The 14,925-nt window shown below is 34.8% G+C and carries 15 protein-coding genes; 5 read left to right on the plus strand and 10 right to left on the minus strand.

The genetic code is table 11. The features are described from left to right. Positions 1–55 precede the first annotated feature (55 nt). Positions 56–193, minus strand: a complete 138-nt coding sequence (locus IPK14_11380; GenBank protein ID MBK7993988.1) for a hypothetical protein — start codon at positions 191–193, stop codon at positions 56–58. 221 nt (positions 194–414) lie between these two features. Between IPK14_11380 and IPK14_11385 the strand changes: the two genes are divergently transcribed. Beyond that, a complete protein-coding gene (locus tag IPK14_11385; protein MBK7993989.1) occupies positions 415–891 on the plus strand; it encodes a hypothetical protein in 477 nt (158 codons plus the stop codon). A 1-nt stretch (position 892) separates the two neighbouring features. Here the strand turns inward: IPK14_11385 and IPK14_11390 are convergent, their stop codons facing one another. The 7 genes from IPK14_11390 to IPK14_11420 form a co-directional block, all read right to left on the minus strand. Beyond that, positions 893–1,813 carry a PDZ domain-containing protein gene (locus tag IPK14_11390; GenBank protein ID MBK7993990.1) on the minus strand — a complete coding sequence of 307 codons (921 nt, stop codon included), beginning with the start codon at positions 1,811–1,813 and terminating at the stop codon, positions 893–895. A 60-nt stretch (positions 1,814–1,873) separates the two neighbouring features. Further along, positions 1,874–2,452 carry a YkgJ family cysteine cluster protein gene (locus IPK14_11395; GenBank protein ID MBK7993991.1) on the minus strand — a complete coding sequence of 193 codons (579 nt, stop codon included), beginning with the start codon at positions 2,450–2,452 and terminating at the stop codon, positions 1,874–1,876. Between the two features lie 2 nt (positions 2,453–2,454). Further along, entirely contained in the window at positions 2,455–2,712 is a 258-nt protein-coding gene (locus IPK14_11400; GenBank protein MBK7993992.1) for a PAS domain-containing protein, read from the minus strand. Beyond that, entirely contained in the window at positions 2,676–2,978 is a 303-nt protein-coding gene (locus tag IPK14_11405; GenBank protein ID MBK7993993.1) for a GAF domain-containing protein, read from the minus strand. Before IPK14_11405 ends, IPK14_11400 begins: the two co-directional genes overlap by 37 nt. Beyond that, on the minus strand, positions 2,945–3,691 hold the full coding sequence (locus IPK14_11410) for a response regulator (GenBank protein ID MBK7993994.1): 747 nt from the start codon (positions 3,689–3,691) through the stop codon (positions 2,945–2,947). The genes IPK14_11405 and IPK14_11410 overlap by 34 nt, the downstream gene beginning before the upstream one ends. 143 nt (positions 3,692–3,834) lie before the next feature. Next, positions 3,835–5,154, minus strand: coding sequence for a formylglycine-generating enzyme family protein (locus IPK14_11415; GenBank protein ID MBK7993995.1), 1,320 nt, complete (start codon positions 5,152–5,154; stop codon positions 3,835–3,837). Continuing rightward, the gene (locus tag IPK14_11420; GenBank protein MBK7993996.1) at positions 5,135–7,312 is read right to left on the minus strand and encodes an SUMF1/EgtB/PvdO family nonheme iron enzyme; all 2,178 of its coding nucleotides are present in this window, start codon (positions 7,310–7,312) and stop codon (positions 5,135–5,137) included. The genes IPK14_11415 and IPK14_11420 overlap by 20 nt, the downstream gene beginning before the upstream one ends. 424 nt (positions 7,313–7,736) lie before the next feature. On the opposite strand from IPK14_11420, the gene efp reads away from it, so the two are divergent. The 4 genes from efp to lpxK all read left to right on the plus strand — a co-directional run bounded on the left by efp (position 7,737) and on the right by lpxK (position 10,759). Next, positions 7,737–8,297, plus strand: coding sequence for an elongation factor P (gene efp / locus IPK14_11425; GenBank protein ID MBK7993997.1), 561 nt, complete (start codon positions 7,737–7,739; stop codon positions 8,295–8,297). 32 nt (positions 8,298–8,329) lie between these two features. After that, positions 8,330–9,100 carry a hypothetical protein gene (locus tag IPK14_11430; protein ID MBK7993998.1) on the plus strand — a complete coding sequence of 257 codons (771 nt, stop codon included), beginning with the start codon at positions 8,330–8,332 and terminating at the stop codon, positions 9,098–9,100. A 320-nt stretch (positions 9,101–9,420) separates the two neighbouring features. Next, on the plus strand, positions 9,421–9,657 hold the full coding sequence (locus IPK14_11435) for a hypothetical protein (protein MBK7993999.1): 237 nt from the start codon (positions 9,421–9,423) through the stop codon (positions 9,655–9,657). A 19-nt stretch (positions 9,658–9,676) separates the two neighbouring features. Next, positions 9,677–10,759, plus strand: a complete 1,083-nt coding sequence (lpxK, locus tag IPK14_11440; GenBank protein ID MBK7994000.1) for a tetraacyldisaccharide 4'-kinase — start codon at positions 9,677–9,679, stop codon at positions 10,757–10,759. Between the two features lie 2 nt (positions 10,760–10,761). Here the strand turns inward: lpxK and IPK14_11445 are convergent, their stop codons facing one another. Together IPK14_11445 and IPK14_11450 are read right to left on the minus strand one after the other, a co-directional pair. Next, positions 10,762–14,217, minus strand: coding sequence for a hypothetical protein (locus IPK14_11445; protein MBK7994001.1), 3,456 nt, complete (start codon positions 14,215–14,217; stop codon positions 10,762–10,764). A gap of 324 nt (positions 14,218–14,541) precedes the next feature. After that, the gene (locus IPK14_11450) at positions 14,542–14,901 is read right to left on the minus strand and encodes an S-adenosylmethionine decarboxylase (GenBank protein ID MBK7994002.1); all 360 of its coding nucleotides are present in this window, start codon (positions 14,899–14,901) and stop codon (positions 14,542–14,544) included. Between the last annotated feature and the right edge of the window lie 24 nt (positions 14,902–14,925).

The following is a 14,925-nucleotide window of genomic DNA, read 5'->3' on the forward strand; positions in this document are numbered from 1 at the left end:
TTAAAATTTTTAATGTTTCCTATTTACTAGCTACAATTCTAAGCTAATAAATAAATTAATGACCAGGTTTAACTATGTTTATGGGTTTATTTTCATAATGACCAGGTTTAACAATTGCAGAGGCTGTTATTACTGTTGTAGTTAGTACAAGTGCAATACCAAAGAGCTTTAGGAGATTTTTTTTATTCAACATTGTTTCCTCTTTTAACTAATTGTAAGCATTACTAAAACTTTATGATAATTCTTTTAATAGAGCTAACCGATTTTTAACACTAAGCAAATCAAAAGTCAAGAATTTAGAACTAATAAGTAGAATTATTTAATGATTAAAAAAGAAATGAACATAAAAATTTTTGCAAAAATTTTTTTATTCAACACTTCACATATGTTAGTAGAATGATATAATGCTTTTTTATGAGACAATGGAACTTTAAAATTACCCAACATAAAGCTCCAGAGCGTTGTGAAGTTTGTCATCAAATAGATATGTTTGACAAACAAACTAATATTTGTCTTCGCTGTAACAGCCTACCTTTAGAACAATTAGCTAATCCTGTTTTTGTTATTAGAGCTTCAAGAGCAGCTACAATTCTTGCTGCTGTACTTGGAATAATTTGTTTTTCTATTGGACTTATAGATATAAATGCTATTTCTGGACAAAAACTTCAAATGCTTATGTATAGCCCCTCTACTATTCATAATAAAATAATTATCTTTAATCTAATTAATTTAGTTATAAGTTTTGCTTTGTTTGGTTGGTGTAAAGATAAGCATAATGAAAGGCTAACTTATACGGCGGTGATCTGGGGAAGATTTGCTGCTGTAGTTGGAATTATAGGGAGTAGTATAGGATTACTACTCCCACTTCCAGGGATTTTAATTAGGTTTTAACTTATCTTCTACTACCTAAAGTAGCTGTTAATGTTAAAGCTTCACCATCTCTTAAAACCTTTAGTTCTACCATATCTCCACTTTGATTAGCTCTAATACGACGGCTTAGATCACCGGGGCTATCAACAGAGAATTCATTAACTGATTCAATAATATCACCTTCTTGCAATCCAGCCTCTTCAGCAGGACTATCAGTTAATACTTCACCTACTTCAACACCCATTGCAACAGGTTCAGACGCACCACAAAGACTTGATTTAACTTTATAAGTTTCTAAACTACTTACACCTAAAAAACCTTGGTGATGGCAAATATTATCAAGTTGTAGTTGGTTACGATAAACAGTATTAAGGCTAATGTTAAGCTCTATGTTATCGCGTAAAACTTCCATTGTAATTGGTGAGCCAGGAGTAACAGTACTTAATTTTGACAAAACATCAGCGGGTGAGAAAATTTCTTCACCATTAACAAACATAATACGATCTCCACTAAGTAGACCTGCATACTCTGCTGGACTGCTTTCAACTATTCTCTCTATCAATGCTCCTCCAGATTCATCCGCTTCATAAATAAGATAAACTCCCATATAAGAGCGTTCATAACTACGATTAGCATAAGATTCAAAAGTTTGTGAAATAGTGGGAAGTGATTGATTACTAATAGGTTCATTATTAAGTAAAGCAACAGTAGAGCTACCAATAGCAAGGGCTAGAATAAATCCCATAATTGGTAAAACATGTCGTTGCCAGCTAGCAGTATTTGACGATTCATTGCTAGCACGTAGTAAGACTGGCACACGAGAAATATTTGGGACGGATAAATTTTGAGTAGAGATTTGAAAACCGGCTAAACGAAAACCGCAAGCACGGCAAAACATTTCCCCATCACACACATAAGCACGACAATTTGGACATCCAGACATCTTTTTGGCCTCCTTAGATTGACAGTTGTGTTGATTGACAGTTGTATCTTCAAATTATAGCTATAGATCACCTAATGCGCTAATAATAATTTCAGACATCTCCATTCGTTCAGCAGATTTTTTTCCGTCTCCTAGCTTATCTCTAGAATAAGTATAATTTATTGCTGCTAAACGTAAGTTGAGTCGGTCTATATCTATTGTATCTGTTAGATTTAGTTCTACTGACTCCCCATCTTTAGAAAAATTTAAAGGACATACATCTAAAAAAAGGTCTTCGCTTTCCTCATCCTTAAAAGTAATAGGAAATCCATGTGTTCGACAAATAACAGGACGTGACTCATAAACGCTACAAGCAATGCCATCTAAAAGCGGACAAGTATTTGTCTCATTAGTTTTATTTTTTATAGTTTGGGCAGCTAATAGAACTTTTTGCTGTTGGGCAGTAGGTAAATTTTTTATAGCAAGACTAATAAAATCAACTTCTACTAAAGAAAGCGTTAATTGTTGCTGACAACAACCAATGCACCCTAAATGACAGGTGATTTCTTGACTAAATCTTTCTTTTAAGTCTTTAGTAATTAAACTAATATCACTTAGTAATTCTTGATAGTGTAGAAAAGCGTCCTCTCTAATAGGCATAATTAAATGACTTCTCGTAAAATTACCACACAACCAGAAATCTCTTTGTTTTCATCCCAAATTGGATCAACTGTTGCTTGCATAAGGAGTTCTTCTTCTCCTATTAGGATTTTTTCTGTGATTCTTTGCTTAGTTTCAAAAGCTTGTTTTAATAATTCTAATTTTTCTTCGCTAGGGAAAAGATTATGAGAATACTGTCCTAATAAAGTTTCAAATTTTTGTCTTAATAGCCTTGCTCCGCTTGTATTAACACGGCGCAGACGTTTTTTCGATCAAAGATAAAGATTCCATCAGATATTGAATCAAAGGTTTGTTCCCATTCTTCTTTGCCTTTTGCTACTAAATCAAATAAATGGGCTTGTTGAACAATTGCTGCTGCTTTATCTGCTATTGAACTTAAAATAAAAATATCTCGCTCAGAAAAAGCTTCTAAACGTCCGCTTTCAATATTTAAGACTCCTATAATTTCTTTACCTACTCTTAAAGGTACTGCTAATTGTGATTGAGTATTTGGATTTTGTAAGATGTATCTTTCATCTTTACTAGTATCTGATAAGTAAGTAGTTTTCCTGTTCTAGCAACATAGCTAACTAAACCTGCTCCTTCAATAGTAACACGGCGTTTGTCATAATTTTCAGGAAAGCCTGAACTAGCTTTAACAAATAGTTCCCAGCTATTTCTATCAATTAGTTCAATAGAACAAGCTTGATAACCAAAGTCTTTACATAAAATACTAACAATACGGTCTAAAACATGAGGTACTTCACTTATGGAAGATAACGCACTACCTGATTCTAGTAATGTAGCGGTTTCGCGTGCTGTTTTTTGCCAGTCTTGTTGAAGGCTAGAGACTTCTTGTTTTAATTCATAAAATTCTAAAGCCCGAGAAATAGTTAAGCGTAATTCAGCAAGTTTATAAGGTTTAATGATATGACCAAAAATCAAGTCCTCACTAATAGCTGTTTGTATTTCTTCTGTGTCTGTTAAACCTGTTAAAAGAAACCTTATTGTATTAGGGGAGTGTTTAGCTATTTCTTGCAAAAGTTCCAATCCTGAGCCTTCAGGCATTTTTTGATCAGAGATAACTAAAGAAATCTCTTGTTCTGAAAGCAGAGTAAGAGCTTTTTCTATAGTTTCAGCAGTTAAAACAGTAATGTTTTTGCGGAAGACACGTTGTGCTAGCCGAAGGTTTTCTAAATCATCGTCTACAAAAAGAATCTTATGCTGATGTTTCAGCATTAATTTTAATCCTCATTTATTGATTTAAGCTTGAAAGGGACAAGAATAAAGAGATTTTACTATATTTATTACTACTTACCAGCAAAGAAAGCAGTTTTACTATCAACATCAATAATTTAGTTATGGCTAAACTAACAACTTACTTATTTAGCACAACGAAATCCTGTTGCTTCATAGGTTTTACCAATTTCACCAGGGAAACGAAAAGTTGCATTAAGAGGCGGGCCAGATGGGGTATTATATCCACCTCCTCTAATCACACGAAAATTTTCTTTGTTTAAACGCTCATCGTCTATAAGTGGTGCGCCTGGGTAAGGTATATAACGACTAGATGTCCATTCCCAAACATTTCCAATTGTATCTTGTAGTCCATAAGGGCTAACTCCACTAGGCAAGCTACCTACAGGTGCAGTTGTTTCAAAACCATCTTCTTTACCTGATAAATTAGAAAGATTTGGCTGATAGTCTTTTCCCCATGGCCAAATTCTTGCTTCAGGGCCACGTGCAGCTTTTTCCCATTCTTCTTCTGTTGGAAGTCTTTTACCAACCCAAGCAGCATAAGCATTAGCATCTTCCCAAGAAACATTTATTGCTGGATGATTTGGTTTATCTAAAAAATAATTTTTATCCCATGCAGGGTTTGTAGGATAAACGCGATTAGTAGCATCACAAAATAGCTTGTAATCTTCATTTGTTACTTCATAAACATCCATATAAAAGCCAGGAATAGAGACTTTATGTTGAGGTCTAGCAGTATTGTTTTTTGCACCTGCATTTACTCCAATTACAGTGTCCCCAGCAGGAATAAAGACCATTTCTCTTTGTGGCGGAGTAATAGGTTTAGGTGGATTTACAGTAGTTGGCGGAGTAGTCGAATTATTGGTTGATGTAGTATCAGCTTCTTTATTAAGTTCTTTGTCTGGTTGCTTGTCAGGTTCTTTTTTTACTTCTGTTGTATTATTTGTTGTATTTTCATCAACTTTATTTAAAGGATCACTGGTTTTTGCAACTTGTGTAAGTGAAAGATTAAGCACTTTATCTTCTGTAAGCTGCAAACTTTGTAAATCTTCACCTATTCCACGTTTGTAAATGCGTAAGTTATAAGAAATCTTTGGATCCAAATCAGGAATAATTAGTTTTCCATTAGCTGTTGATGTTGTTCCTCGATAAACATCATTTATATATACTTCACACTCTATAGGATCAGAAATAACAGTCAAAGTAAAAAGCGACTTTACTTTTTCCACGGCTTTTTCCAAGTTGTTGTCTGGTTTTTCTGTTTTTCTGGGTGTAGGTTTGCGCACAGGCGGCTTTTCCACAGGTTTTTTCTTTGGTGCTGGTTCACTAAAAATGCCAATATCCTGTGCTTGGGCTTTGTCTACAAAAATACCTGTAAAAACTAGGGCAATGACTAATAAGATTTTTTTTGATGCCGTCATATTTTTATTTAATTGATTTAGCACAACGAAAACCTAAAATATCATCCTTAAAGTTAGGAGGAACAAAATTGCGAACGTATGTAGTTAAAACTTTTTGATCAGATCTAAAACTTCCCCCACGAATAACATTAGCATTTGCTAATTTAGAATCAACAGGTTCTTTATTATTTGGATAAGAAGAGAATTTATCTGCTGTCCATTCCCAAACATTTCCAGCCATATCTAACACCCCAAATGGACTTGCTCCTTTTGGTAAACTTCCAACTGTGCGAGGAGCATCTTCTTTTAATTCTTGTGATATTGCTACACCTTGTTCCCAACTCTTACCCCAAGGATAAATACGTCCATCTGTTCCTCGTGCAGCGTATTCCCATTCTTTCTCTGTAGGGAGACGTTTTTCAGCCCACTTAGCATAGCTTTGCGCATCTTCCCATGTAACATTAGTTACAGGAAATAAATCTTGACCAGAGGGAAATTGATTATTTTTCCAATTTGCAGGAGCAGGATGTTTTGTTGCATCAATAAATTTTTTATAGTCTTGATTGCTTACTTCTGTTTTATCAATATAAAAGTCTGCTACTGTTGTCTCGAATGCTGGCCCAACATATTTATTTTTATCATCATCTGCTGGCGCATCATAACCCATCTTAAACTTTCCACCCTTTACTAAAAGCATTCCTTCGGGTATTTTTGCTATCGGATTTGTAGTAGTACTATTTGTAGTGCTTGTTGTAGTTGAACTATTACTAGACCTAAATAAAGCAAAATAAGAAACAGCCACTAGTAAAACAATAGCGGCTATGCTGCCAAAAATAAAAATACTTTTAGATTTAGCTTTAACTTCTTCTGTTTCACGATAAGGTAGTGCATTAATAGCAGAAGTATTGCCTAAAGAAATAGGTGTAGGTATATTGCTGGGAGTATATTGAGGAGTATTAACAATAAAGCTAGGAGTATCATCTACTTTCTTTGTGCTACTCGTTATTAGAGGAGTTAATCTTCCTGTAAGAGGTTTTTCTGGCATAGTATCTCTAGAAGGTTTTTCAGGAGATAATGAGCCTGTTGTAGCAAATTTATTAACACCATTGTTTAAAAGAGGTTTAAGTTGAGGATTACTTTTATAAGGATCGTGTAGATTAGCTAGATCTGGGCTTACTATTGGAATACTAGCACTGCTAGTAGTTGGTAAAGTATAAGCTGTAGATGCTCCAGGTAGAGGTGGAAGAGCTATGGCACATTCTATAGAGGCTTTTTCTAGTTCTTGAGCCATTTCTATAGCTGATTGAGGACGGTTTTCTGGTTTTTTCTCTAAAGCATCCATCACTATTTTAGCAATGGGGTCTGGTAGATCAGGTCTTTTTTCTTTTACATGAACAGGTGTTTCTGTTGTGTGCATCATTGCAACAGCAATTGGTGTAGGAGCCTTAAAAGGTACATCGGCAGTAAACATTTCATACAGCACAATACCTAAGCTATATAAGTCAGATCTAGCGTCAAGTTCAGAGTTTTGGCATTGTTCTGGCGAAAGATAATGAGGTGAGCCAATAATTACGCCTTGACGAGTTAATCGTCCTCCCGATTCATTGCTTGGGCCGTCTTTAAGTTTAGCAATACCAAAATCTAGAACTTTTACCAATTCACCTTGACCATTATTATTTTCAATTACAATGTTATCTGGTTTAACATCTCGGTGAATAATACCGCTACGATGGGCAGCATCTAAAGCCAAACAAACTTGACGAACTATAGTAATGGATCGCTCTATAGGTAGAGGGCCTAGTTCCTCAATAATATCTCTTAAGGATTTGCCTACAAAAAGCTCCATCACAATATAAACAATTTCATCTTCAGTCCGTCCAAAATCAGTAACTCCTACTGCATTTGGGTGTTTAATACGAGCAGCAGCAGTTGCTTCACGTTGAAAACGTGCTACAGCATGACGGTCAGCCACTAAAGGAGAATGGAGAATTTTCACTGCTAAATCATTTTGAATTAGCACATGTTTAGCTCTATAAACTGTTCCCATTCCGCCTTCGCCCAATTTTTCTTCTAAACGATATTTGCCATCTATGACGCGACCAACTAGCGGATCTTCCATTTCTCCATCTAGCATGTCTCCATCAAATGGACAAAAAACCATATGATCTGGGAATTTGCGGCTACAACTAACACATTCCTTCATTTTAGGAAAAATACCTTAAGTTTACAGTGTGAAGAAAACAAAATTCTAACAAGCTTTTATATATACTAGATCCTAATTTCTTAACTCAGGTTGCTGAGATAAGGGAAATTGAATGTAAAATTTGTGTTATGAATATTCCTACTATATATGACAATCAAGCATATACTAAGCATCTGTTAATTGTCAATTTTCAAGAAAGCTTAAAAAAAAAAAGCTGTATTTTTATTTTTTTAAGCTGTAATTGCTCGCCTTGCTTGACCAAGTGTAATAGTTCTATTAGTCTATAACGTTTTGTAAAAAGCTAGCAATTATCAAAATATAATTCTTAAAAACATATTAAATAATTATATAAAACTAAAAAAACAAGGTTACTAAAATTTTTATAAACCCAATTTAATAACCATAGTAAGGAGATAAGATTTCAATGAGAGCAAATCAAATTCGACGCGGTATGATTATCCTTTTTAATGGCATACCTCATCGTGTTATGGATGCGCGTCACCATACGCCAGGCAATCTACGAGCAATGATGCAAACTAAACTACGTAATGTTATGACGGGTGCTTCATTAGAAACCCGTTTTAGTGCTACTGAAGACGTTGAACGTGCAACATTAGAACAACATATGTTTAAGTATCTTTATAGTGATAATAGCACTCACTATTTTATGAATGAAGAAACTTATGAACAAATAGAACTAGATGATGAAGCATTAGGAGATGGAACATATTACTTAATCCCAGATTTAACCATCCAAGTAGAATTTTATGACGGTAAACCTATAGGAATTGACCTACCTGCTTCTGTAGAGTTAACAGTTGTTGAAACTGAGCCAGAATTAAAAGGTGCAACTATAAGTAATTCTAATAAGCCTGCTAAATTAGAAACAGGTCTAACAATCCAAGTCCCTCCTTTTATTAAAGAAGGTGATCGTATTCGTGTTGATACAACGGAAAATAAATATATGGAACGGGCTAATAAATAACTGCTTCTTTATCTAGCAGTTAGCACTAATTTATGTATTTTCTCTATAATGTAGGCTTGTTTTTAGTATTAGTGCTAGCTGCCCCCTACCTACTCTATCAAGCAGTTGTACATAAAAAATATCTTGCTAACCTAACTGCTCGTCTAGGCTTAAGTCCAATAAAGTTCTCTTCTCCCATAAATAAGCCTGTAATTTTAATTCACTGTGTTTCTGTAGGTGAATTCTTGGCTGCTGAAGTTTTAATTGAGCAAATCCATAAAAACTTACCAACATATCAAATAATAATTACTACTACTACTACTACAGGTCAACATCTAGCTAAAGAACGAGCTAGTAAATTTGCTGAGATTTGTTATTTTCCTTTAGATTTTGCTTTTGCAGTAAAAAAGTTTTTTGCTCAAGTCAATCCAGTTGCAATTGTAATTATGGAAACAGAAATTTGGCCGCAATTTTTTCACATAGCTTCTGAAAATAGAATCCCAATTCTAATTGCTAATGGCCGAATTTCTGATCGCTCTTTTCCTCGATACAAGTTATTAAAATTTTTACTAGTTAGAACTTTAAGTTTAGTTACTAGATTTATGATGCAATCAACTCAAGATGCAGAAAGGATTTTAGCTCTAGGTGCGCCTCCAAATAGCGTTTTGGTTTCTGGAAATATCAAATATGATTTTGGGACACAAGAGCAAAGCAAACGTTTAGACTTAATAGCTATAAAACTAGATAAATTACTTAATCTTTCTCAAAATGCACCACTGTTAGTTTTGGTAGCACTACACCAGGTGAAGAAGAATTACTTTTAGCTGCTTATCAAAGACTTTTACAGGATAAACTGCTTGCTAACACTAGACTTTTAATTGTTCCTAGACGGCCAGAACGCTTTGCAGAAGTAGCAAATCTACTAACCAGTCAAAATATTAAATTTACACATCGATCAAAATTAGACGACTCTAAAAATAATAATCAAATTGAACAAGTAATTTTACTAGATAGCATTGGAGAGCTAGCCGCAGTTTATCGATTTGCAACTGTTGTTTTTGTTGGTGGAAGCCTTGTACCATATGGAGGTCATAATATTTTAGAACCAGCACTTTACCAACGTGCAATCATTACAGGTTCTTATATGAATAATTTCCATCAAATTATTAAAGATTTTCTTGCAGCTAAAGCTGTTATTCAACTTCCTGCTTTAGAAAAACAAGAGTTAATCTTAGAGATAACAGAAAAACTTAGCTATTTACTTAAGAATGAGTCTGCTAATAAGCAGTTAGGAGAAAATGCTTATCAAGTAATAGCAAAAAATCGAGGGGCATTCACACAACAACTAGAAGTAATACTAGATATTGTAAATAAAAAATAATTTCTACCCTAGCCTAAAAATGACTCAACCCTCTGACTTTTTACCTAAATCTAAATTGCTCCGCGCATTTATTTACTTACCAGCCAAGCTATATCAATTGATTGTTAGTTTGCGAATGCTGCTTTATGAACAGCAGTATTTCCAAGCAAAAACTTTAAGTAAAACTGTGATTAGTGTTGGAAATATTTCTGTTGGTGGAACAGGAAAAACTCCATTGATAGAATATATTGCTAGATTTCTTAATGAAGAAAACTTAGAAACAGCCATTCTTAGCCGAGGTTATAAACGTGCAAATAACACAAAAAAACAGTTAGTAATTTCTGATGGAAAACAAATGCTTGCATCTTTGCTTGAAGCGGGGGATGAAGCCTTTATGTTGGCTGAAAAGTTAAAAGGAGTAAAAATTATTGTTGGTGCAAACCGCTTTCAAACAGGACAGTTAGCCATAAAAGACTTAGGTTGTGATGTGATTTTGCTTGATGATGGATTTCAACACTTAAAACTTAAGCGAGATTTAGATATTGTTATGCTAGATGCTACTAATCCTTTTGATAATGGGGAAATGATTCCCTATGGCAAATTAAGAGAGCCTCTTTATGGTCTAAAACGCGCTCAAATGATTGTTGTTAGCCGAGCAGATCGAGAAATTAACAGAGATCTAATTTTTCAAGTTTTATCAGGTTTAGAATTAAATATTCCTGTTTTTTACTCTGACCATGATTTTGTAGGACTTCGAGAACTAGCAACTAATAAACCTATTGCACTACGTAAACTTATTAGTGCTAAAGTAGCTATTTTATGTGCTTTAGGAAATCCTGATGTTTTTATCTCTGATTTGGAAAGCTATCAAGCCAAAGTAGTTTCAAAACATGTCTTCATCGACCACCATAACTACCAACAAATAGATATAGATAAAATAGTATTGGAAGCAAAAGAAGCTAAAGCAGAGTTTATTGTTACTACAGAAAAAGATGCAGTAAAACTTCGTAAATTCTCTTTTGAACTACCAGTTTATGTTGTTGAAATAAAAGTAAGTATTGAAGATGAACCAAGGTTCAAATCTTTAATACTTAAAACTGTAATGAAAAAGCTTAAAACCTAGATTTACTTACATTTAGAATAGCCACAATCACGACAAGAATCACAATTAGAAGCATGTTCTAGCTGTCCGCCACATTCTGGACAAGTGCCTACAATTGAAACTTCCTTGTTGCGAGAAGTATCAGTCTTACCTGTTAGACGACGTTTAGTAATTAAAATACATTCTGCAATTGCTTGTTCTGGTGAAGTGCAAAGCCTTTGATTAAACCAAACTGAATGTGTACCAGTAACTTTATTTAAGCTTCGTGCTACTTCTTCAGCTTCAAACCCTCCGCGTAACATCTTGGAAGCTAGCAAACCAACAGAAGCGCTAATTGGGCCAGAAGTAAAGATTTCTAACACCCCGTTATAGTCATGATTTACTGTTACATATAAATTGACTCCATCAAAAGTTATCCGCCAAGTGTAGCCTACTAACTCTTTAGGTCTTTCTACATGCACAAGATTTCCAGCCGCTTTTTGTGGCTCTGCTTTACTTACTGTGCTATTGCTGGATTTTTCTACATTTTCTTTTTGTGTTGTTGGCTCTGTTTGTTTAATAGCTGTTAAAACTTGACCTTCACGGCTTCCATCTCGATAGTAAGAAACACACTTTACTTTTAAGCTACGAGCTAGGCGATAGAGCCTATCAACGTCTGCTACTGTGTCATTTGCTGAACCATTACAAGTTTTAGAAATAGAGTTATCAACATGTTTTTGAAATGTAGCTAATACACGAACATGTTCTTCTGCTCCAATTTCATAAGCATTAATAAAATAGTCAGGTAGTTCTGATTGTCGCTCTACAACAGTTTGAGCAGCTTTTTCAATAGATGCTTCATCCAATGGATCGTACTTAATACCTAAAGCTTGAGCAGCTAAAGGATGTACGTAGAATCTTTTTCCTAAAGTATCTTGCCTTAAATAAGCCCAAGAAAAGTTAGGTTCGATGCCAGAAGAAGTTTCAGCTACTAAGCTAATTGTTCCTGTTGGCGCAACTGTTGTTGTTTCATAATTACGAGGAGTTAGAGGACGTTTTGCATCAATTCCAATATCTTTATAGAGAAACTCTTTATAAAGTTCTTCATTTGGCGGAAGTTCTGGGAAAACTCCCTTTTCTTGTCCTAGGTCAAAGCTTGCTTCCCAAGATTCTTTGCGGATAAATTTCATTAATTTTTCTGCTAGGTCTAAGCTTTCTTGAGAACCATAGCGAATGCCAAGTTTTAAGAGCAAATCAGCATAGCCCATAATCCCTAAACCTACGGGACGTGTTCGAGAAACTACATCTTGAATTTGTGGTAGCGGCCAGGCACAAACATCTACTACATTATCTAAAAATCTAATACTTGTATGAACTGCGCTACGTAGAGCAGACCAGTTAATAACGCCTGCGTCACAAAACTTAGCAACATCTACTGAACCAAGATTGCATGAGTTATAAAAGTGAAGAAATTCCTCGCCGCAATTATGGACTACTATCCCATTGGCAATAAAGGAATTAGTAAGAGGTTCAGTTAAATCATAAACATCTTCAATACCTTCTGATGTAATGCTTTCTACTGTAGCAATAAAGTGTTCTTTATTAGGTTGACGCTTCCGATTAGCAAGAATTATTTCCAGTTTGGTTTGTTTATTTGGTACTAAGAAGCCTATTTCCTTAGTAAAAGTCTCAATATTACCTTTGGAAATATGTAGCTCATGATAAGCTTGGCAATTGTAGTTACGAAGTCCACCTTTAGAGTCAGGGAAAGCTCGTTCGCCAGCAGGCCGACGCTCTAAATAAATTCTACTTGCAATACCAAAATTAAGGAGTAGGCGTTGTACTGATTCAAGTAAATCTTTAGAAATAGAAGTTAAACGAACATGATTTCCTTTTTGAGCATCAACATGCACCGTGCCATCAGCAGAAAATAAGGCTTGTAGAAATCCACGCTGCATATTTTCTGAGCCTTTATAAACGTTCTCAGGAACTTGTAATTTATTTTCTGTTAATCCATATTTTTCAACGACTTGATAAAATCTTGTTGAGCTAACGCGAGTCTGGGCCTGACCTTTAACAGCTACCGTTGAAATAGGATAGACTCCAGCTTCTTCAACTGTAAGAGGTGCAACAAAGTCATTAACATATTCAGCAAACATTGGTGCAAGTATTTGTTCTTCACCAAAAAAACCTAGTACAACACGGTTAACAGATTTATTTATATGTCCATCACCAACAAGCCAGCCAAGCGTTCTACCCATTTCTAAGCTGCCTTCTGTACCAAATCCACCTTTACGGTTAAGAATATGAATTTTGTCACCAACTTTTAGCTTATCTAATTCTACCCAACCGCTAGGAGTCATAATCTGATGGTTGGCTGTTGCACGAAGGGTATAGCCCTCTTGGGTGCATAGCTTAAATACTTCCTTTTGCCCTGTCCAAAAGACAGGAGAAGCTTTTGTAATATTTTGTTTATGTCCAAAACGTCCATCTACTACTATTTGGAAAAATTCATTGTTTGCTTTGCTAAAATCATGAAAAAGGCTAGCCGCAGTAATTAACCCTTGTGATGTGTAAATTAGAGTATCTCCAGTAACACAAGGATTACAGCTATAAATCTCTCCCATAGAATTCATTAAGTAGTTATGTCGATTTACTTCATCAATAAAAATAATTCCTGGTTCGGCATATTTCCAAGCTGATTCAACAATACGCCGCCAAATATCAGGAGCATAAATCATTCCAGCTTTAGGAGGCTTTTGGCCTTCATATTCATAGTCTTTGCCTGTTGTTGGGTCAAAAATAGACTTCTCCCAAGCTTTGCCTTCAAATTCGGTTTGGAACCACTCATTGCGGTCAACTGCTAAAAGAAAATCATCTGTAACGGTTACAGAAATGTTGAAGTTGGTTAAAGAGGACTGGTCATTTTTAGCATGAATAAAGCGTAAAATATCCGGGTGACTAATACGTAGTATGCCCATGTTGGCACCGCGACGAACGCCGCCTTGTTTAACGGTTTCTGTCATTGTATTAAAGATATTCATAAAAGAAACCGGGCCAGAAGCTACTCCATGAGTAGAAGCAACAATAGAACCAGATGGACGAAGTTTCTCAAAAGTCATCCCTGTGCCGCCCCCTGATTTGTGAATAAGTCCAGCGGCTTTAACTGAATCCAGGATTGCTGCAATTGAATCTGGTACATCTAGTACAAAACAAGCTGCTAGTTGACCATCTTCTTTACCAGCGTTTACTAAACAAGGAGTGTTAGGAATAAATTTACGTTCTAACATCAATTGATAGGCTGATTGATAGAATTTTTGCTTTTGATTAACGTCTGTTTCTGCTTTTGCAATCGCTGTTACTACTCTTTTACAAATAGCTTCCCAGTTTTCTAAAGCATTTCCTTCATTGTCTTTTAGCGCGTAACGTTTGGCAACAACTTTTTCTGTGTTAATGCTTAAGGATTTACCTTGCCAAACTTTATTAGTGCTAGCACTCATGACTTTTGCTCCCAAATTTTACGTAATAGTTTAGTTAAATTTAGCTAACTAATTAAAAATACAACATTATTGTTTTTATTAATATTTTGTAGATTAAAATAAGCTATAGAATATAGATTAAGTATTATTTTAAGTAGAGAAATAGTTATAGCTTTTTTAATTAGGGAATGCTAGACCTGGCTTTTATGTGTGTCAACAGCGAAATACAATATATTTGTGGCTACTAGGATAACCTATTAGTTTTTAAACAGCTTATATTTTTGCTCTTATTTCTTATAAAAATAGATCAAGAAAGGAAAATTAGCTTAACACTATTAGTTGTGGTTAATCTCCATACAGCCCACGACTAATAGATGTTTTTCTGATCAAATTGGCAGAAAAGTTTTTCGCCCAAAGAGTAAATATTTCTTCTGGGTCTAATTGATTTTGCAGAAATATATCTATTGCCAAGTAGTTAGCTTCAGGATGAGAACGAAAGCTTATATGTCCTATAGGAAGTATTAAGCTATAAGCATAACCACCTTGAGGTAAGGTTAATAATGTTATTTCTGTAGTTGTAGGATGGGATAGTTTAGTAGCAGAATCTTTTAGGAGAGTTAAAAAAATGTCTTGATTAGATAATAGGTTTTTTTCTATTCCAAATAAATCTGCAAGTAGATGTTGGGCAGGTAGAATTTTTTCCATGCTTTTTGCTCATTTAATAAAAAA

It is taken from the genome of Blastocatellia bacterium, assembly GCA_016713405.1.
Taxonomy (GTDB): Bacteria; Acidobacteriota; Blastocatellia; order Chloracidobacteriales; family JADJPF01; genus JADJPF01.

Excerpts from the sequence above, each read along its gene's own strand:
- IPK14_11380 (MBK7993988.1), bottom strand. The coding sequence starts at position 193 with ATGTTGAATAAAAAAAATCTCCTAAAGCTCTTTGGTATTGCACTTGTA.
- IPK14_11410 (MBK7993994.1), bottom strand. The coding sequence starts at position 3,691 with ATGCTGAAACATCAGCATAAGATTCTTTTTGTAGACGATGATTTAGAA.
- IPK14_11445 (MBK7994001.1), bottom strand. The coding sequence starts at position 14,217 with ATGAGTGCTAGCACTAATAAAGTTTGGCAAGGTAAATCCTTAAGCATT.
- IPK14_11435 (MBK7993999.1), top strand. The coding sequence starts at position 9,421 with ATGAATAATTTCCATCAAATTATTAAAGATTTTCTTGCAGCTAAAGCT.
- IPK14_11390 (MBK7993990.1), bottom strand. The coding sequence starts at position 1,813 with ATGTCTGGATGTCCAAATTGTCGTGCTTATGTGTGTGATGGGGAAATG.
- IPK14_11385 (MBK7993989.1), top strand. The coding sequence starts at position 415 with ATGAGACAATGGAACTTTAAAATTACCCAACATAAAGCTCCAGAGCGT.
- IPK14_11420 (MBK7993996.1), bottom strand. The coding sequence starts at position 7,312 with ATGAAGGAATGTGTTAGTTGTAGCCGCAAATTCCCAGATCATATGGTT.
- efp (MBK7993997.1), top strand. The coding sequence starts at position 7,737 with ATGAGAGCAAATCAAATTCGACGCGGTATGATTATCCTTTTTAATGGC.
- IPK14_11450 (MBK7994002.1), bottom strand. The coding sequence starts at position 14,901 with ATGGAAAAAATTCTACCTGCCCAACATCTACTTGCAGATTTATTTGGA.
- lpxK (MBK7994000.1), top strand. The coding sequence starts at position 9,677 with ATGACTCAACCCTCTGACTTTTTACCTAAATCTAAATTGCTCCGCGCA.
- IPK14_11430 (MBK7993998.1), top strand. The coding sequence starts at position 8,330 with ATGTATTTTCTCTATAATGTAGGCTTGTTTTTAGTATTAGTGCTAGCT.
- IPK14_11395 (MBK7993991.1), bottom strand. The coding sequence starts at position 2,452 with ATGCCTATTAGAGAGGACGCTTTTCTACACTATCAAGAATTACTAAGT.